13 protein-coding genes are annotated in these 18,312 nt (G+C 65.6%); 5 read left to right on the forward strand and 8 right to left on the reverse strand.

The features are described 5' to 3' along the window. Positions 1 to 62 precede the first annotated feature (62 nt). The 4 genes from EJ068_RS21335 to pdeM all read left to right on the forward strand — a co-directional run bounded on the left by EJ068_RS21335 (position 63) and on the right by pdeM (position 4,815). Complete coding sequence (locus tag EJ068_RS21335) at positions 63 to 413, forward strand: MarR family winged helix-turn-helix transcriptional regulator (protein ID WP_042638647.1); 351 nt, start codon at positions 63 to 65, stop codon at positions 411 to 413. A 28-nt stretch (positions 414 to 441) separates the two neighbouring features. After that, a complete protein-coding gene (locus EJ068_RS21340; RefSeq protein WP_189342044.1) occupies positions 442 to 1,302 on the forward strand; it encodes an NlpC/P60 family protein in 861 nt (286 codons plus the stop codon). 244 nt (positions 1,303 to 1,546) lie between these two features. Continuing rightward, positions 1,547 to 4,078 carry a ligase-associated DNA damage response DEXH box helicase gene (locus tag EJ068_RS21345; protein WP_189342045.1) on the forward strand — a complete coding sequence of 844 codons (2,532 nt, stop codon included), beginning with the start codon at positions 1,547 to 1,549 and terminating at the stop codon, positions 4,076 to 4,078. Between the two features lie 20 nt (positions 4,079 to 4,098). Beyond that, positions 4,099 to 4,815, forward strand: a complete 717-nt coding sequence (pdeM, locus tag EJ068_RS21350) for a ligase-associated DNA damage response endonuclease PdeM (protein WP_126079370.1) — start codon at positions 4,099 to 4,101, stop codon at positions 4,813 to 4,815. A 7-nt stretch (positions 4,816 to 4,822) separates the two neighbouring features. Here the strand turns inward: pdeM and EJ068_RS21355 are convergent, their stop codons facing one another. Genes EJ068_RS21355 through EJ068_RS32725 form a run of 4 tightly spaced genes read right to left on the reverse strand, consistent with a single transcriptional unit; the run spans position 4,823 to position 9,577 of the window. Beyond that, positions 4,823 to 5,758, reverse strand: a complete 936-nt coding sequence (locus EJ068_RS21355; RefSeq protein ID WP_127250800.1) for a DmsC/YnfH family molybdoenzyme membrane anchor subunit — start codon at positions 5,756 to 5,758, stop codon at positions 4,823 to 4,825. Between the two features lie 2 nt (positions 5,759 to 5,760). Further along, on the reverse strand, positions 5,761 to 6,495 hold the full coding sequence (locus EJ068_RS21360) for a 4Fe-4S dicluster domain-containing protein (protein ID WP_126079368.1): 735 nt from the start codon (positions 6,493 to 6,495) through the stop codon (positions 5,761 to 5,763). Beyond that, complete coding sequence (locus tag EJ068_RS21365; protein WP_127250798.1) at positions 6,492 to 9,422, reverse strand: molybdopterin oxidoreductase family protein; 2,931 nt, start codon at positions 9,420 to 9,422, stop codon at positions 6,492 to 6,494. Before EJ068_RS21365 ends, EJ068_RS21360 begins: the two co-directional genes overlap by 4 nt. Beyond that, entirely contained in the window at positions 9,419 to 9,577 is a 159-nt protein-coding gene (locus EJ068_RS32725; protein ID WP_189342302.1) for a hypothetical protein, read from the reverse strand. Before EJ068_RS32725 ends, EJ068_RS21365 begins: the two co-directional genes overlap by 4 nt. Positions 9,578 to 9,701: 124 nt before the next feature. Between EJ068_RS32725 and EJ068_RS21370 the strand changes: the two genes are divergently transcribed. Continuing rightward, positions 9,702 to 10,607: a LysR family transcriptional regulator gene (locus EJ068_RS21370; RefSeq protein WP_127250797.1), complete on the forward strand. Its 906-nt coding sequence runs from the start codon at positions 9,702 to 9,704 to the stop codon at positions 10,605 to 10,607. Here EJ068_RS21370 and EJ068_RS21375 read toward each other — a convergent pair whose 3' ends face one another. The 4 genes from EJ068_RS21375 to EJ068_RS21390 all read right to left on the reverse strand — a co-directional run bounded on the left by EJ068_RS21375 (position 10,608) and on the right by EJ068_RS21390 (position 17,961). Continuing rightward, complete coding sequence (locus tag EJ068_RS21375; protein WP_127250796.1) at positions 10,608 to 11,864, reverse strand: Hsp70 family protein; 1,257 nt, start codon at positions 11,862 to 11,864, stop codon at positions 10,608 to 10,610. Positions 11,865 to 12,019: 155 nt separating this feature from the next. After that, positions 12,020 to 12,811, reverse strand: coding sequence for a TIGR02186 family protein (locus tag EJ068_RS21380; RefSeq protein WP_127250795.1), 792 nt, complete (start codon positions 12,809 to 12,811; stop codon positions 12,020 to 12,022). Continuing rightward, the gene (locus EJ068_RS21385) at positions 12,811 to 13,734 is read right to left on the reverse strand and encodes a sulfite exporter TauE/SafE family protein (RefSeq protein ID WP_127250794.1); all 924 of its coding nucleotides are present in this window, start codon (positions 13,732 to 13,734) and stop codon (positions 12,811 to 12,813) included. The genes EJ068_RS21380 and EJ068_RS21385 overlap by 1 nt, the downstream gene beginning before the upstream one ends. Positions 13,735 to 13,926: 192 nt before the next feature. Beyond that, the gene (locus EJ068_RS21390) at positions 13,927 to 17,961 is read right to left on the reverse strand and encodes an SEL1-like repeat protein (RefSeq protein WP_129554852.1); all 4,035 of its coding nucleotides are present in this window, start codon (positions 17,959 to 17,961) and stop codon (positions 13,927 to 13,929) included. Between the last annotated feature and the right edge of the window lie 351 nt (positions 17,962 to 18,312).

Here is an 18,312-nt window from a genome sequence, read left to right on the forward strand (position 1 = left end):
CAATTGGTAGGCGCGCCCGTTACTGAAACGGAACCGAAACAATTTGCCGGCATGCTTGGGCGATGTCGATCTCGATGCGCCCGAGCCAGGCCTTGCGACTGTGGCAGCAAGTGATGCTGGCCCAGGTGCGCGATGGCGAGCCCGATCTCACCATGCGCCAGACGGCGATCCTGTTCACCATCTATCTCGATCCGCCGCCGCACACGGTGCGAGGGCTTGCGGCAAAACTCAACGTCACCAAGCCGGTCATCACCCGGGCGCTGGACACCATGGGCGCGCTGAAGCTGGTCTCGCGCCACCGCGACGAGCTCGACAAGCGCAACGTGCTGATCCGCCGCACGGTGGAAGGCGCGCTCTTTGTCGAGCGCTTCGGCGATGGTATCGTCGCCAGGGCGTACGAACTGCCCATCTGACCTCACTGCCAACGACTGGATTATCGATTTGACCGCAAGGGATGCCCGCCTTCACGCCTTCCGCTCCGACCTTGCCGATGCGAGGCTGAAAGGCGAAGTTGCCGCCGACCGCTTCGTCACCGGCCGCCCGGCGCGGATCACGGCCTCGGTCGCCGACCTGCGCAAGGCGCCGCGCCCCGATGCGGGCGTCAACACGCAGGCGCTGTTCGGCGACGACGTGCTCGTCTTCGAGGACGCGGAAGGCTGGGCCTGGGTGCAGGCCGAGCGCGACGGCTATGTCGGCTATGTGGCGGACAATCTTCTTGGCGCGCGCGACCATGCTCCGAGCCACATCGTCTGCGTGCCGCGCACCTTCCTCTATCCCGGGCCGGATCTGCGCTTTCCGCTCAGCGGGCAGCTGTCGATGGGCTCGACCGTGACCGTGAGCGGCTCGGCCGAGACGCGGGGCACGCATTATGCGCTGCTGCCCTCCGGCCAGGCGATCATCGCCGGCCATCTGCGGCCGATCGCCGAGCTGGCCGACGACTATGTCACCGTCGCCGAAAGTTTTCTCGGCACGCCCTATCTCTGGGGCGGCGTCTCCGGCTTCGGCATCGACTGCTCCGGCCTCGTGCAATTGGCGATGCGCATGACCGGCAAGGATGTGCTGCGCGACTCCGACATGCAGGCGGCGTCGATCGGCACGCCCTTCGAGCCGGGTCCGGACTATACCGGCCTCCAGCGCGGCGACCTCGTGTTCTGGAAAGGCCATGTGGCGACCATGACCGACGAAAGGGACATGATCCACGCCAACGGCCACACCATGCTGGTCTCGCGCGAAGGGCTGAAGGAAGCGGTCGAGCGCATCGGCTATCTCTATGGTGGCCCAACCGGGTTCAGGAGGCCGTGATCTTCCTTCTCCCCGTTTCACGGGGAGAAGGTGCCCGAAGGGCGGATGAGGGGCGGCGCCGATGTTCGCGGTTGGCCGCTATTTCCCGACCTATCATCGTCTAACTAAACCATCATCTCGATCGCCGGCGCCGCCCCTCACCTGCCTGCCGGCATCCTCTCCCCGTAAACGGGGCGAGGAACGCCGATCCCCTTTTGTTCCGATTTTCCTTGGCGATCGCGTGCCGCCGCGCTACCTGTTGCGCGTGACCGAGCAGCCGCGCCTTGCCGAACAGAACGCCGCCGTCCTGCTGCCTGAGCCATTCGTCAAATGGTTCGGCCAAAAGGGCTGGTCGCCGCGTGCCCATCAGCTCGAGCTGCTGGCGAAGGCGCAAAGCGGCCAATCGGTGCTGCTGATAGCGCCGACCGGCGCCGGCAAGACGCTGGCCGGCTTCCTGCCGTCGCTCACCGAGCTCGCCAACCGTCCCAAGCGCAAGCCTGGCCAGGCCCGTCGCGCCATCCACACGCTCTACATCTCGCCGCTGAAAGCGCTGGCCGTCGATATCGAGCGCAATCTCGGCAAGCCGGTCGAGGAGATCGGCCTGCCCGTCACCATCGAGACCCGCACCGGCGACACGCCTTCGCACAAGCGCCAGCGGCAGAAGCTGGCGCCACCCGACATTCTGCTCACCACGCCAGAGCAGCTCGCGCTGCTGATCGCCTCGAACGACGCGAGGCGCTTCTTCGAAGACTTGCGCTATGTCGTGTTCGACGAGCTGCATTCGCTTGTCACCTCGAAGCGCGGGCATCTCCTGGCGCTTGGCCTGGCGCGGCTGCGCGCTTTCGTTCCCGATCTCCAGACCATCGGCCTGTCGGCAACGGTCGCCGAGCCCGACGAATTGCGGCGCTGGCTGGTCAGCCAGGCTTCTCCCGGTGCCATGTCCGAGCTCATCGTCGTCACGGGTGGCGCCAAGCCCGATATCTCGATCCTTGATTCCGAAGAGCGCGTTCCCTGGGCCGGCCATTCGGCCCGCTACGCCACGCCGGAAATTTACCGCGAGATCAAGCGGCACAAGACCACGCTGCTCTTCGTCAACACCCGCAGCCAGGCCGAGCTGCTGTTCCAGGAACTATGGCGCGTCAATGAGGATACCTTGCCGATCGCCCTCCATCACGGCTCGCTGGACGTCGCCCAGCGCCGCCGCGTCGAGAAGGCAATGGGCGAGAATGCATTGCGCGCCATCGTTGCCACCTCGACGCTCGATCTCGGCATCGACTGGGGCGATGTCGACCTAGTCGTGCATGTCGGCGCGCCGAAGGGCGCCAGTCGTCTGGCACAACGCATCGGCCGCGCCAACCATCGCATGGACGAGCCGTCGAAGGCGATCCTCATCCCCGCAAACCGCTTCGAGGTTCTGGAATGCCGCGCCGCGCTCGACGCCAACTATCTCGGCGCCCAGGACACGCCGCCATTGGTCAATGGCGGGCTGGACGTCTTGGCGCAGCACGTGCTGGGCTGCGCCTGCGGCGCGCCGTTCCATGCCGACGCACTGTTTGATGAGGTAAGGACCGCCGCGCCTTACGCCAGCCTGGACAGGCCGACATTCGACCGGGTCATCGACTTCGTCGCCACCGGCGGCTACGCGCTCAGGAATTACGAGCGCTACGCGCGCATCCGGCAGACCAGGGAGGGCTTGTGGCGGGTTTCAAATCCGGCCGTCGCCCAGCAATACAGGCTCAATGTCGGCACCATCATCGAAGTGCCGGCGCTCAATGTACGCTACGTCCAGGCCGGCAGCCGGGGGGCAGCCTCGCGCGGCGGCAGGGTGCTGGGAAAGATCGAGGAAGCATTCCTGGAGACTTTGACCCATGGCGACACCTTCATGTTCGCCGGCAAGATCCTGCGCTTCGAAGGCATTCGCGAGAACGAGTGCTTCGTCTCGAACGCGCCGGGCAGCGATGCGAAAGTGCCCTACTATGGCGGCGGCAAATTCCCGCTTTCGACCTACCTGGCCGAGCAGGTCCGAGCCATGCTCGACGATCCGCAACGCTGGAAGAAGCTACCCGAGCAGGTTGCGGATTGGCTGCGGTTCCAGGCGGACAAGTCCATCCTGCCGAAACGCGACGACCTGCTGATCGAGACTTTTCCGCGCGGCAACCGCTACTACCTCGTGGCCTATCCGTTTGAGGGCAGGCTTGCTCACCAGACGCTCGGCATGCTGCTCACCCGCCGGCTCGATCGCGCGGGCGCGAAGCCGGTCGGTTTCGTGGCCACCGACTATGCGCTGGCCATCTGGTCGCTGGCCGACATGGGCTGGATGTTCAAGAACAGAAAACCGTCGCTGGCCACGCTGTTCGATCAAGACATGCTGGGCGATGATCTCGAAGCCTGGTTTGCCGACAGCTGGCTCTTGAAGCGCACCTTCCGCAACTGCGCGCTGATTTCCGGACTGATCGAAAAACGCCACCCCGGCAAGGAGAAAAGCGGCCGCCAGGTGACCGTCTCGACCGACCTGATCTATGACGTGCTGCGCAGCCATGAACCCGACCATATTCTGCTGCAGGCCACCCGCACCGACGCTGCGACCGGGTTGCTCGATGTCAGCAGACTTGCCGAGATGCTCTCGCGCATTCGCGGTCGAATCATGCATAAGAATCTCGAACAGATATCGCCGCTCGCCGTGCCGATCATGCTCGAAATCGGCAAGATGCCGGTGAATGGCGAGGCAGACGAGACGTTATTGATGGATGCCGCCACCCTTGTCGAAGAGGCCATGGGGCCGGAGATGATCGACTGAAAGAGAGGGACGAAGAGGGGATGAATTTTTCGCTCTCACGCGCAACGCTGATCGCCGAGGCCGACCCTGTCGGTATCGCCGGCGAGCGCGCGATCTGCGATCGGCGTGGCGTTCTCTACTTCCCCGATCTGCGCCTGCTCGCGGTCTCCGACCTGCATCTCGAAAAAGGCTCTTCTTTCGCCAGGCGCGGCGCGCTGATCCCACCTTACGATACCGGTGCCACCTTGCTCAGGCTGCAGTCGGTGATCGCCGACTATCAGCCGCGCATCGTCGTCAGCCTAGGCGACTCCTTCCATGATGGTGGCGGCGCCGGGCGCATGCATTCGAGTTTTCGCGAACGCCTGGAAGCGATGATGACCGGTCGCGACTGGTTCTGGGTCGCCGGCAACCACGATCCTGAGGCGCCCGCTGACTTGCCCGGCGAGACGGTGAGGGAACTTGCCATCGGCTCGCTGCTCTTTCGCCATGAGCCCTCGAAGACGCGGATCGAGGGCGAGATATCAGGCCATCTCCACCCATGCGCGCGCATCGTCCAGCGCGGCCGCTCGGTCCGGCGGCGCTGCTTTGCCGGCGATGGCGGCCGCATGATCATGCCGGCCTTCGGCGCCTATACCGGCTCGCTCAACGTGCTCGACCGCGCCTATGCCGGCCTGTTCCGCCTGGAAACGCTGGTTGCCTATATGCTCGGCGCCGAGCGCATTTTTGCGATCTCCGGCTCGATGCTGCGGCCGGGCTGATACAGCTTCATCTGCCATAGTACAGCGTGACCGTGTGCTTCGCCTCGGCGAAGAACAGCCAGCGCTCGACCAGCATGCCGGCCAACTGACAAACAGCTGCAAGCACCGAGGCAATCGCCGCGAACGGCCAAGGCAGGGCGAAGGCGGTGACAAGCAGGACGGCGGGCGCAATGAATGCCAGCGTCTGCGTGATCCGTCGTAGCTTCGCGCTATGTTTGCGCGCGATGCGGAAGCCCATCTCCTTCAGCAGATAGTTCTCTTCCGTATGCGGCCATTCGATCGACCGCACCGTGCCGCCGGCGAGCCCGGTCGCGGTGTTGGCATTTGTCGGAATCTCCAGCCGGTCATTGTAGCGCCATGTCGCGAGCTTCCAGACCCAGCCGGCGAGGGTGGCAAGCAGGGCCCAGGCCAGCATCTCCGCTGAACCCAGCTCGAACCCCTGAAGCAGGGCGTTGGCGAGAACGCTTCCGGTCATGGCAGCAAAGATGAGATAGGCCGGCAACGTATATCGGCTGTGCCATTGCGCGACCGGCTTCAGCGAAGCGTAGATCATGCCCGTCGTGCAGACAGTCACGACGGCGCCAGCCGCCGCCAGCAGGCCGGCGGCCGCCACCCAGCCGCCGCTCTTGCCGAGAAACACCCAGCCGATGCCGAACAGCACGGCCGGGATGAAGGTCGCGACCGACGCCACGCCTTCGCGCGACAGCCACGAGCTGCGCCATTGCGAGAAGGCGCGCCAGGCGCGCCTGGGACGGCCGAGATGACCGGTGGAGGACAAAAGCCCGGCCACGATCAGCCCGAGCGCCAGCGCCATGCCGACAAGCCCAAGCCGGAAATCGGCGGGAATGAACCCCAACCCGCCAAGCAGGCCGAGCAGCGCCAACAGGCCGTAGCCGGCACCGGTGGCGGTTGTGAAGAAGACGACCGAGAAAGCGGGGTGCATGATCAGTTCGAAAGCACGCGGTCGATCCAACCGAGAAAGCCGCCCTCGGCCTTGATCGGCTCCAGCGCGGGCGCGTCGACCTTCGCCGCCCGTTCGCTGCGGGCGCGCGGCGGCAAATAGCGGTTGGTCGGCTTGTAGCCGAGTTCCGGCATCAGTGCCACGCCGCCACGCTCCTCGACGAGTTGCGAGATCGCCGAGGTGGGATCGCCGAGATCGCCGAAATGCCGGGCGCTGGTCGGGCAGGCGGCGACGCAGGCGGGCACGCGATCTTCCTCGGCCAGATTGTCGTTGTAGATGCGGTCGACGCAGAGCGTGCATTTCTTCATGACGCCGACATCCGCGTCGAACTCGCGCGCGCCATAGGGGCAGGCCCAGCTGCACAATTTGCAGCCGATGCATTTATCCTCGTCGACCAGCACGATGCCGTCGGAGGCGCGCTTGTAGGAGGCGCCGGTCGGGCAAACGGTGACGCAGGCCGGCTGCTCGCAATGGAGGCAGGAGCGCGGGAAGTTCACTGTCCGGCAGCCCCGCTCCGTCGTGTGCTCGTAGGCATGCACCCGGTTGAACCAGACGCCGTCAACATGTCCGCCATAAGGGTCGATGTCGGTCAGCGGCGCCATATGGCCGCCGGTGTTCCACTCCTTGCAGGCGGTGACGCAGGCCTGGCAGCCGACGCAGGTGTCGAGGTCGATGACGAGGCCGAGCTTCTTGTCGGTTTGGGCGGGAAGGCAGGTCATTCGGCGGCTTCCCTTTTCATGCGGAATTCCGCGCCGAAGCGAAGTACGTCGGGCGACGGTTCGAAATGCGGCGGCTGAGCAAAACGCTCGAATTGCGGTTCGGTGAAGCCGGCTTCCTCGGCCGAGCATTTGACGATCCGCACGCGCACGTCGAACCACGCCGCCTGTCCCGTGACCGGATCGGAATTCGAATAGCGCTTGCCGTTGGCATCGGCCGATGTCTGGTCGCCGATGATGTGGTTGAGCAGGAAGCCGCGATTGCTCTCGGCCGCATCGTCCTTCAGCGCCCAGCTGCCGCGCCGCTTGCCGATCGCGTTCCAGGTCCACACCGTGTCCGGGTTGACGCCGTCGATCAGCTTGATCTGGCCCTTCACCCTTCCGTTGATGCTTTCGATCCAAACCCAGTCGTCGTCGGCAAGGCCGAGCTTGCTGGCCGTCTGGCGATGCACGAACAGCCGGTTCTGGCTGGTGATCTGCCGCAGCCACGCATTCTGCGAACCCCAGGAATGGTACATATGCATCGGTCGCTGCGTCAGCGCATGCAGCGGATATTTTTCAAGGTCGACGGCGTCGTCCTCGAAGGGCGCGTACCAGAACGGCAGCGGGTCCATATAGGCTTCGATGCGGCCGCGTTCGGCGTCGGGTGGCTGCACCTTGCCGTGGCCACGCGCTGCCAGCCTGAACCGTTGGATCGGCTCCGAGTAAAGCTGGAAGACGATCGGCTCTGCGCAGGGGATGAAACCCATCTCGACCGCGAAATCGAGATAGGCGCGGTTGCCCATCTTGTAATAGCGCTGGTCGTCGGAAAAATCGTGGTGCCAGAAGCCGCCATTGTCGATGTAGCGCTGCAACTGGTCTGGGTTGACGTCGCCCTTGCCGATCGAGCCACCATCCTTGCCGCGCCAGCCGGCTAGAGGGCCGATGCCGGGCGTGCGCTGATGGTTGACGATGTAGTCGGCATAGTCGCGGTATGTCGCCGAGCCGTCCTCGTTGACGAAGCAAGGCAGGCCGAGCCGCGCGCCGAGTTCGATCAGCACCGACTGGAACGGCCGCACGTCGCGATCCGGCTGCACCACGGGGTGGCGAATGGCGTCGGCGGCGCCGTCGGCATGGCTGATCGGCCGGTCGAGCAGGCTGATGCAGTCGTCCCGTTCGAGATAGGTGGTGTCGGGCAGCACCAGGTCGGCGAACGGCACGGTCTCGGAATAATAGGCGTCGGAATAGATGATGAAGGGGATCTTGTAGGCGCCGGCCTCGTCCTTGTCGGTCAGCATGGCAATGGTCTCGACCGTGTTCATCGACGAGTTCCACGCCATGTTCGACATGTACATCATCAGCGTGTCGATCGGATAAGGATCGCCGGCCCAGGCGTTGCGGATCACCGTGTGCATCAGCCCATGCGCTGCCAGGGGCGCTTCCCAGGAATAGGCCTTGTCGATGCGGACAGGACGGCCGGCCTCGTCGACAAGAAGATCATCCGGTCCGCAGACGAAGCCGAGCGGCACGCCGTCCAGCGGCGTCATCGGCTGGGCGTTTTTTCCGCATGGCTTCGGTCCCGGCGGCGCGCAGCGCGGATAGGGCGGCTTGAACCGGAAGCCACCCGGAACGTCCACCGTGCCGAGCAGAACCTGCAGCAAATGGATGGCGCGGCAGGTATGAAAGCCGTTGGAATGGGCCGAGATGCCGCGCATGGCATGCATGGACACAGGTCGTCCCTTGATCGTCTCGTGCCGCCGGCCCGCCCAGTCGGTCCAGGCGATAGGTAGTTCGATCGTCTGCTCGAAGGCGACATGCGCCAATTCCGCCGCGATGCGCCGGATGATGTCGGCGCTGACGCCACAACGCTGCGCCACGGCATCCGGCGAGTAGCTGTCGTCCAGATAGCGATCGGCGATGAGCTGGAACACCGGCACACAACGCCCCCCGCCGACCTCGTAGCTGCCGGTCAGCGCCGGCTTTGCCTCGGGGCCGGCTGCGTTGACCGGCTGCTTCGCAACCCTGTCCCATGCAAGCGGATTACCGTCGCTATCGCGCACGAACAGTCCGTCATCGGCGGACCCGGGCTCCTGCACGACCAGCACCGGCGCATTGGTGTAGCGCAGCAGATAGTCGAGGTCGACGCGCCCGGCCTTGAGCAATTCGTGGACCAGCGCCAGCACGAACAGGCCATCTGTGCCCGGCCGGATGCCGATCCAGTCGTCGGCGATCGCATTGTAGCCGGTACGGCAAGGGTTGATCGAAACCACCTTGGCGCCCCGCGCCTTGAGCTTGCCCAGCCCGATCTTGATCGGGTTGGAATCATGGTCCTCGGCGACGCCGAACAGCATGAAGTATTTCGTGTTGTCCCAGTCGGGTTCGCCGAACTCCCAGAATGAGCCGCCGATCGTGTAGAGCCCACCGGCCGCCATGTTGACCGAGCAGAAGCCGCCATGCGCGGCGAAGTTCGGCGTGCCGAATTTCGACGCCCACCAGCCGGTCAGCGATTGCGACTGGTCGCGTCCGGTGAAGAAGGCGAGTTTTTTCGGATCGGTGCGGCGGATCGCCGACAGCCTCTCGGTGGCGATGGTCAGAGCCTCGTCCCATTCGATCTCACGGAATTCGCCCGAGCCGCGCGGGCCTGTGCGCAGCAGCGGTTTCTTCAGCCGCGCCGGGCTGTAATGCTGCATGATGCCGGCGCTGCCCTTGCCGCAGATCACACCGCGGTTCACCGGATGGTCCTTGTTGCCGTTGATGTAGCGGACCTTGCCGTCCTTGATGTGGACGTCGATGCCGCAGCGGCAGGCGCACATATAGCAGGTGGTCTTGGCGACGCGGTCGGAGACGCTGGGCGAAGTCTCGACGCCGTCGCCCTCATTTGGCGCGTGAGTGTCGGAAAGAGGCCGTTGCGAGGGTGCGGAATTGGCGCCGCGCGGCGCGGCTTTGCTCATGATTGGCGAACGCTCTTGCCGTTCGCCATCTTGGCCTTCGTCTTAGACCCCGGGCCGCGCATGTAGTGAAGTTCAGGATGATAGCGCTCGCCGGCAAGCTGCCGCTTCAGCCGGCGGCTCCAATGCGCGAATAGGGATTTGAAGCGCCCTGCCATTTCCCACTCTTGGCCTCTGGCGACCAATTTTTTCCAAGTCCAGCTAAAAACTTAGAACAAAGCAATTGATCCGTCTAACAAGCAGCTCTTGTAATTCCGATCGATTTTGCTTCTTAGTTGCGCTATGACCCTCGACCAGTTGCGCATCTTCGTCGCCGTCGCCGAGCATGGCCACATGACCAAGGCCGCCGAGCGGCTCGGCATCTCGCAGTCGGCTGCGTCGGCGGCTATCCGCGCGCTCGAAACCCAGCACGACGTGCGCCTGTTCAACCGGGTCGGCCGCAACATTGAACTGGCAGAGACCGGTCATCGCTTCCTGCCGGAGGCGAAGGCGGTCCTGGATCGCGCCGCGGCTGCTCGTGGCGTGCTGGAGGATGTCTCGCAGACCGTCGCCGGCAGCCTGTCGATCGCGGCCAGCCAGACCATCGCCAGCTACTGGCTGCCGCGTCGCCTGGCTGCCTTCCACGAGGCCTATCCCGCTGTGAAGCTGAGCGTGACGATCGGCAACACCAGGCAGGTCGAGACCAATGTGCTGGACGGCCGCGCCGATTTCGGCCTGGTCGAGGGCCGCACCGAGTCCGACATCCTGCGCCGCGCCACGGTCGACGAGGACCGCATGATGCTGGTGGTGGCGCGCTCACATCCCGAGATTCCGATGACGCGGGCGGGAAATCTCGACATCAGGGCGCTGCGCTGGATCATCAGGGAAGGCGGGTCGGGCACGCGCGAGGCGCTGGAGGATTTCGCGCATGGTCAGGGCGTTCCGCCGGCGGAGCTGCAGATTTTCCTGGTCCTGCCGAGCAACGAGGCCGTGCGTCAGGCGGTCGAGGCCGGCGCGGGCGCCACGATCATCTCGGAGCTGGTGGTCGCGCGCTCCCTGGCCGAGGGCAGCCTCAGGGCCGTGCCGGTCGAACTGCCGAAGCGCGACTTCGCCATGATCACGCACCGCGACCGTCAGGCGAGCCTCGCCCAGATGGCGCTGAAGGCGCACCTCACCGGGAAAGCGGACGCGCTGGCAAGCGCGGAATAGTCAGGCGTATTTGCGCTGCGCGTCGAGCGCGAGACCGAGGCCGACCGAGCCGAACATATCGCCTTCGATGACGGAGGCCTGCGGCACCAGCGACAGGATCGCCCGCTTCGCCAGCGGGATCGCGGTCGAGCCGCCGGTGAGGAACACCGCAGTGATGGCGGAGGCATCGACGCCGGCGTCGGCGATGGTCTGCTTGACCGTCGCGGACACGCGTTCGATGTCGTTCGCAATGGTCTCCTCGAGGCCCGCGCGCGTGATCTCGGCCGCAAAGCGCGCGCCGGGCAGCGACACCTTCACCTCGGCCGAGGGCTGGTCGGTCAGCGCGATCTTGGCCCTTTCGACCAGGCCCGCCATCGCATGGCCATAGCGATGCTCGACGACATGGATGAAGCGGTCGACGAGGTCGGCGCCCTCGGCCTCGTAGCGGATCTGTCGCAGGTCCGACATCGCCTTGGCGGTGTAGACGAGGTTGATGCGCTGCCAGGTTGCCAAGTCGATGAAATAGGCTGCGGGCAGGTTGCGCTTGTGGTCCTTGGTCCGCGTCAGATAGCCGAGCTCGGGCATGACATGGGCGATGCTGAGCAGGCGGTCGAAATCGGTGCCGCCGATATGGATGCCGCGATTGGCTAGGATGTCCGCCTTGCGGTCGGTCGAGCGGGCGCGCTCCGGCGAGACCCGCACAATCGAGAAGTCGGATGTGCCGCCGCCCATGTCGACGATCAGAGCCAGCTCTTCGCGGGTGACCTTCTGCTCGTAGTCGAGCGCCGCCGCGATCGGCTCGAACTGGAAGGCGATGTACTTGAAGCCTTGCGCGCGCGCGGCCTTCTCCAATTCGCCCTGCGCCTTCGCATCGGCGGCCGTGTCCTCGTCGACGAACTGCACGGGCCGGCCGAGCACCACGTTCTCGACCGGACCGCCGGCGTCTTCTTCGAGCCGCTTCTTCAGATGGCCGACGAACATGCCGATAATGTCGATGAAGCCGATCTGGCGCGCCTTGATGCGGGTCTTCTCATTGGCGAGCGAGCTGCCGAGCACGCTCTTCAGAGAGCGCATCAGCCGGCCTTCGATGCTATCGGTATAGTCGCTGATCGCGCGGCGGCCGAAATAAGTGTAGCCGTCCTCGAAGTTGAAGAACACGGCGCTCGGCAGAGTGGGTTGCTCGCCCTCCAGCGCCACCAGTCGCGCCCGGCCGTCGCGGATCACCCCCACGGTGGAATTGGACGTGCCGAAATCGATGCCGCCGAATGCTGATTGCATCGCAGCCTCCTGTCGTTGCCTTGTGGCAGGGACGCCAAGCGCGCCGTCGTCCGGATGGCCGGACCGCTCTGCCAAATAGATTGTGCTTGTTTACCCCTTGGGCTGGGAGGCGGCGGTTTATCGCATGATCGCCCGGAGGGAAACCCTTTTGGTCTTTAATCCTTGCGGAAGATGATGCGGCCCAGCCAGCCGGTCAGCATGGCGAGCGATATGGCGAACACGCCGTAGAGGAAGGAATAGTCATGCGCGACGCGAAAGACCGACTGCTCGAAACCGGACTTGCGGATTTCGAGCTGGGCCGAGCTTTCCTTGACGAACATGCCGCTCTTGAACAGGAAGGCGCGCGCTTTGTGGGTGCCGACTGGCACGTTCGGCGCGAGCCTCACCGTGGCGCGAAACAGGTTCTGCGACAGGAACTGCACGCCGCCGACATTTTCGCTGTAGAGGCCCGTCGCCGCCTTGCGCTCCCGCAGCGCGGCGGTGAATTCCTGGATCGTCGCCGGGCTGTCGGTCTCGTCGGCGGGCTTCATGTAGAGGTTCTGCGCCCCGAGCGAGAGCTGCTTGTATTTGGCGGGCTCGGCGATGTCCTGCAGCGGCCGCGTCGTCGCGACGGAATAGGAGACAGGCACGTTCTCGAAGGTTTCGGAGTCCAGGTTGATCCAGACGCCGAGCACGCGGTCCTTGCGCCGCACCACGACCGGGCGCGGCGGCCCTTCGAGCACGACGACCACGTCGTAGCGGCCCTGTCTGGCGATCAGCGGGTCGGGATTTTCCAGCGATCCGAAGATGGTGAGGTCGGCGCCGGAGAAGCCCGCCGTGATGGAGATCGCGTCGGTCGAAAGGCCGATCTGGATGCTTTCGGTGGGCGGCGCCTGCGCCGTCGCCGGGGAAAGGGCAAAGAGCATCGACAACGAGGCGGCGGCTGCAAACGCTCTCAATCCCGCCATCAGTTGAGGCCCGCGGCGGACAGCGAATAGAGATTTGGCGGCGTCACGAAGAGATCGACGGCAAGGCGGATGGCGACGGCCAGCACCAGCATCGCCAAAAGCGCGCGCAGCTGCTCGCCGCGCAGCCTCTGGCCGGCCTTGGCGCCATATTGCGCGCCGGCGACGCCGCCGGCCATCAGCAGGAAGGCCAGGATCACGTCGACCGTCTGGTTGGTCGTGGCATGCACCAGCGTGGTGTAGGCCGACGTGAAGATGATCTGGAACAGCGAGGTGCCGATAACGACATTGGTCGGCACCTTGAGCAGGTAGATCAGCGCCGGCACCATGATGAAGCCGCCGCCGACGCCCATGATCGACGACAGGAAGCCGATCCCGGCGCCGAGCCCGAGCACCGGGATGACGCTGACGAACAGCTTGGAGGCGCGGAAGCGCATCTTGAACGGCAGCCGGTGGATCCAGTTATGCTGGCCGGATTTCTTCAGCACGGGCGCCGCGCCGCTGCGGCTGGCGCGCAGCGCGTTGAGGCTCTCGACCAGCATCAGCCCGCCGACCGTGCCGAGCAGCACCACGTAGAGCAGCGAGATGAAGAGGTCGAGCTGGCCGAGCCGGCGCAACAGCGCGAACACGAAGATGCCGGCTGTCGAGCCGACGATGCCGCCGGCCAGCAGCACGCCGCCCAGCTTGAAGTCGAGCGTGCCGCGCTTGAAATGCGACAGCGCGCCGGAGAAGGAGGAGGCGATGACCTGGTTGGCGCCGGTGGCGACCGCGATCGCGGGCGGGATGTTGTAGAAGATCAAAAGCGGCGTGATGAGGAAGCCGCCGCCGACCCCGAACATGCCCGACAGGAAGCCCACCGCCGCGCCCATCGCCAGCAGCACGAAGACGTTGACGGAAATTTCCGCGATCGGGAGATAGATGCCCACCCGGCTGTCTCGATCAGTTTGTCTGTCGGCGCATAGTGCCGTCCCCGGACACTAAAGCACCGAAAAGCCAATTTTTTCTTGCGCCGGTGCGGCGGCGGGTCAAAACCCCGCCGCCGCGCCGAAACAAAAACCATCTCAATCAGTTAACAGGCAAATGTGTGGCAGGGCGTCGTGTATGCGACGCGCCTGCCGTTATTTCTTCGCCAAGAGCGCCTTGACGAGCGGCGCGTCGATCTCGCCGGTCGGCGTCATCTTGTTGTCGGTCTGGAAGGCCATGATCGCGGTCTTGGTCTTGCCGCCCATGACGCCGTCGGCGCCGCCGGCATCGTAGCCGTTCTTGTTGAGGATCAGCTGGATGTTCTTCACCGCCTTCTTCATGTCGATGCCGGCGGTGGTCTGCGGCGTGCTGTCCTGCCAGGATTCCGGAATGTCGGCCGAGTTGGCGGCGGCGTTGAGCGGCTTGGCCTTCCACAATTCCGTGGCGGCGCGCGCCCGCTCGAGCTGCTCGGGCCGCAGCGCATTGGCGATCTCGTCGCGCTTGGCTGAGGCGTCCTTGTCGCCGGTCTTGGCGACCAGGGCGAACCACTTGTAGGACTCTTCCAGGTTCTGCTTCATGCCGACGCCCTTGGCCGCCAGGATGCCGAGGTTGAACTGGCTGTCCTTGACGCCGAGGTCGGCGGCTTCCTGGAACCAGTGCGTCGCCGATTCATTGTCGGTCACCCCGTCCGCCGCCATGGCGAACAGCACCGCGAGATTGTGCATGGCGCTGGCGTTTCCCTGCTCGGCGGCGAGCTGGTAGTAGGTCTTGGCCTTCTTGATGTCGCGCGCGACGCCGATGCCCTTTTCGTAGAAATTGCCGATGCGGTATTCGGCCGGGGCGAAGCCGAGCTCGGCCGACTGCTCGTACCATTTGGCGGCGGCCTTCATGTCTTCCTTCACGCCGCGCGATTCAGCATAGCGCGAGCCGACCTCGAACAGCGCCTTGGCGTCGCCGCCGGCGGCGGCGTCGCGCAGCGCCACCGGACCGATTTCGGACGGAATGTCGAATTTGGCGGCTGCCGTCTGGCTCCCGGCCGGCGGCACGGTGCCTGTCGTGTCGGCGGAGGCTGCCGCAGGCGCGCTGGACGCGCCGCCGCCGGCTGCCGGACCGGCCGTCACGGGCTCCTTGGCCATCGGCTGCGTGTCGCCGTCCGTGTCCGTCGCAGTAGCAGCCGAGGCGGCGGGCTCGGATGGCGTCGCCGAAGCCATCGGCGCCGGTGCGGCAGGCGCTGCAAGCGCCACCGGCGCGGGTGCCGGTTCGGCCGGCGTGGCGGCTGCTCTTTCGGGACTTGCGGGGACAGATGCGGCCGGTGCCGTCTCTTGGACGGGCTCCGCCTGTCTGACGGGACGGGCAGGCGCGCTTTCGGGCTGTGCAGCGGCATCAATCTTCGGTGTGTCGGTCTTCTGCGTGTCGGCCTGCGGCGCGGCGGTGGCGTTGAGCGAAGCCGTATCGACCGTTTGCGTGGAGAGAGCAGGCTGGTTGTTGGCCGTCTCGACCGGATCGGACAGGAAGGCTTTGCCCAGCTGCAGACCGGCCAGAGCCATCATGATGGCCGCCGCAGCCATCAGGATCGGCTTGCGCCGCGCCTTGAGCAGGTCGCCGATCCGCAGTGCCTTCACCGGGCCGGTCATGGTCGATTGCCGCTTCAGCGTGTCGGCTTCCGCCGCTGCCGCCTGGGCAGCGCGCCGGGCCGCGGCGATGAAATCCGACTTAGCGGCATCGCTGTCGGTGCGCCGGGCCGGCTGCCCGCCGCGCTCGTCTCGCACCCGCTTCATGATGGCATTGAGGTCCGGCGCACCGGAACCGGGCTCCAACGGCCGGTTGGCCGCCTTGGGGTCGAGTGGTTCGTCGATGTCGACGCTCGGCACGTCGCCGACCGGCGCCGAGCCGGCAAGCGGCTGCGTGTCCGCGTCCTTCTTGCCCTTGAAGGCGCGCGCCAGGCCGCTGAACATGGATTTCCTGCGGCCGGCCGTCTCGCTCCTGTCGCCGACCGCATCCGGTCCCAGCGCCGCCATGGCGGCTGCTGCAGCAGCCTCGGCGGGCGTGCGCGGTACGCTCGGCTCGTCGCGCATGATCTCCGCGGCGCGGCCTTCAAGGCTAGCCATGTCTCCGGTGAGCGGCAGCGGCTGGTCGATATCCATCGAAGGCGCGTCCTGCACCGCGATCTTGCCGCCGCGGCCGCCGCGCTTGCTGGCCGGTTGCGGATCGACCAGCTCGCTGACCGCCTCGCTGGTCTCGGTCGCTTCCAGCGAGCCCAGCCTGTCGACGATCTTGAGCAGCGTGTCGTGGATTGCCTCGAAAGTCCGCGAATTGCGTTCGTCGGAGCGGCGGGTGAGCGCTTCGAGCGTCTTCAGATCCTGGGCGAGGCCGGCAACGGCGGTCGCGTTGGTCTGCGCCGTGCTGGAGGTCGACTCGGCGAGCGATTTGACGGCGCTCTCGGCCGCCTCGCGCGCCACGCTCAGAATGGAATCGCGCGTGCCGGCCAGCGACTTCTCGATCTCGTTTAGGCGCGGACTGATGTCCTCGAACTCGGGCAGCGGCGTGCCGGGCCTGGAAAGATGCGCCGATAGGCCGGCGACCTGCGCTTCCAGGCTGCGGATCAGCGCCGGATCGATGCCGGCGACCTGATGCGCCGACGATTCCAGCCGGCTGGAAATATCCTCGAGCCGGCTTTCGAGCCCGCGGATCGCCATATCGCTGGCGGGATCGGGCGCGCGCGTCTCGATGCGCTTGGCCAGAGCGGTGAAGCGGGCATCGATCGCTTCCATGATGCCGGCGCTGTCGTCTTGACGCATGCGCTGGTCGAGCCTATTCGCCACCTCGTCCAGCCGACGCTCCAGATCGTGGAACAACGCGTTGCTTTGTTCGATTGCGTCTCCCTGGCGGCGCTCGAGCAGCATCGACAGCGCGTCGAAGCGCTGCTCCAGGCCCTGGAAGATCTGGTCCGCGTCGGGCATGGCCGGCGCGCGGTCCATCTTGTCGGTGATGGAAGCGATCTGTTTGCCCAGACGCTCCATGGCCTGCTCGGGCAGATCGGTGCGGCCGGCCAGCTGGTCCACGCGGCTGGTGAGAAGATTGAGGCGGTCGAGGACCTCGGCGCCGGGCTGCGACTGCGCGACCTCTTCGATCTGCACCGCCAGCGAGGCCATGCGCTTCTCGATCCGGCCGAAGGTCTCGGGGTCGAAGGCATTGGCCTGCGCGGCCACCGTCGATGCGACGATGGCGCGGGAAATCTCGTCCAGCCGCTCGTCGATCATGGCGAGCGTTTCGCCGCCGCGCGCGGTCTGCTGGCCGGCGAAACGGTCGACCGCGCCGGCAAGCGTGCGCACCTTTTCCTCCAGCGAGCGCAGCGAAAGCGATTCCGGCAGGCTGTTGACGGCGCTGCTAATCTGCTCGAGCCGATCTGTCAGCACTGAAAGGCTAGGGCCTTCGGCGCGCTTGCGCTGGTCGGCGTCGACACGGTCCTCGAAAGCGCTCCAGCGGCGGTCGAAATCGTCCCAGCGGCGGTCGACCTTCTGCACGCTTTCCTCGCGCGCCAACGTGTCCAGCGCGCCCTTCACCTGTTCCAGTTCCAGCCGCAGCAGATTGACGCTGCGGTCATCACTTTTTTCGGCGAGCGACTGGATCGCTCCCGAAAGCCGCTCGAATTCGAGGCCGAGCTCGGCGCTGCTCTTGTCGGGCATCGCGCCGCGCTGGCTGTTGGCCTGCAGGGCGCGGTCGATATCCTGGCGAAACGCCTCGAATTCGCGCTGCAGGCCGGCGGTCATCTGGTGCCGAAGTTCCTCGCGCAGCCCGCGCAACTCGACGGCGATCTTGCCGACCATGGCGACGCTGTCTTCCTGGCCGCGCACCCGGTCGATGTCGCGCGCGATCGCCTGATAGGCGGGCGCGGGGTTTTGCGGGGCGCGCTCCTGCGGCCACGGATTCTGCGGCGCCCGGTCCAGGGGTCTTTGCACGGCATAGGGATCCTCATACCAGCGCGGCGCCTGGCCGTAAGGCTGCGTGCTGGGATAACGCGGCTCGGCGGTCGGCCGTCGCGGGTCGGGGCGGTCGGGCATGTCGGCGCGCGTCCGGTCCAGCCTCTGCTCGAGCGTTTCGAGCGAGCGGTTCAGTTCTTCGAGCGAGGCATGCGGCCGGCGTTGCCTGCCGGCGTTGAGTGTATCGAGATAGGACCGCTTGCTGTTCATCGATGCGCCCGTGTTCAGAGTGGCCGGCCAAAGACCGGTTTCCCAGTAGCCTGCCGGGTACGAAGCGAGCCGAGCGGTTTTGCTGCGGAGGAAGACGAGCTTCCCGGGTTTTACCCGCGCTTCGAAAACCGTGAAAAATTCGCTACAGGATAACCACGGGTGACCGACATGCGCACATTTCGCCCAACGTGGTAAACAAGGCGTTAACCAAGCTTAAGAAGTCGCGCATAAATCGTGAGCGGCATTTCGGGTGCGGCATAAAGGTTCGCTCCGACAACGCCCTTGCGTCACCCTGCGGCTGTCGATATAGGATTGACGTAAACGTAAAAGGTGCGAAGCCGTGCCTCTTGC

Source organism: Mesorhizobium sp. M2A.F.Ca.ET.043.02.1.1 (assembly GCF_003952405.1).
Classification (GTDB): Bacteria; Pseudomonadota; Alphaproteobacteria; order Rhizobiales; family Rhizobiaceae; genus Mesorhizobium.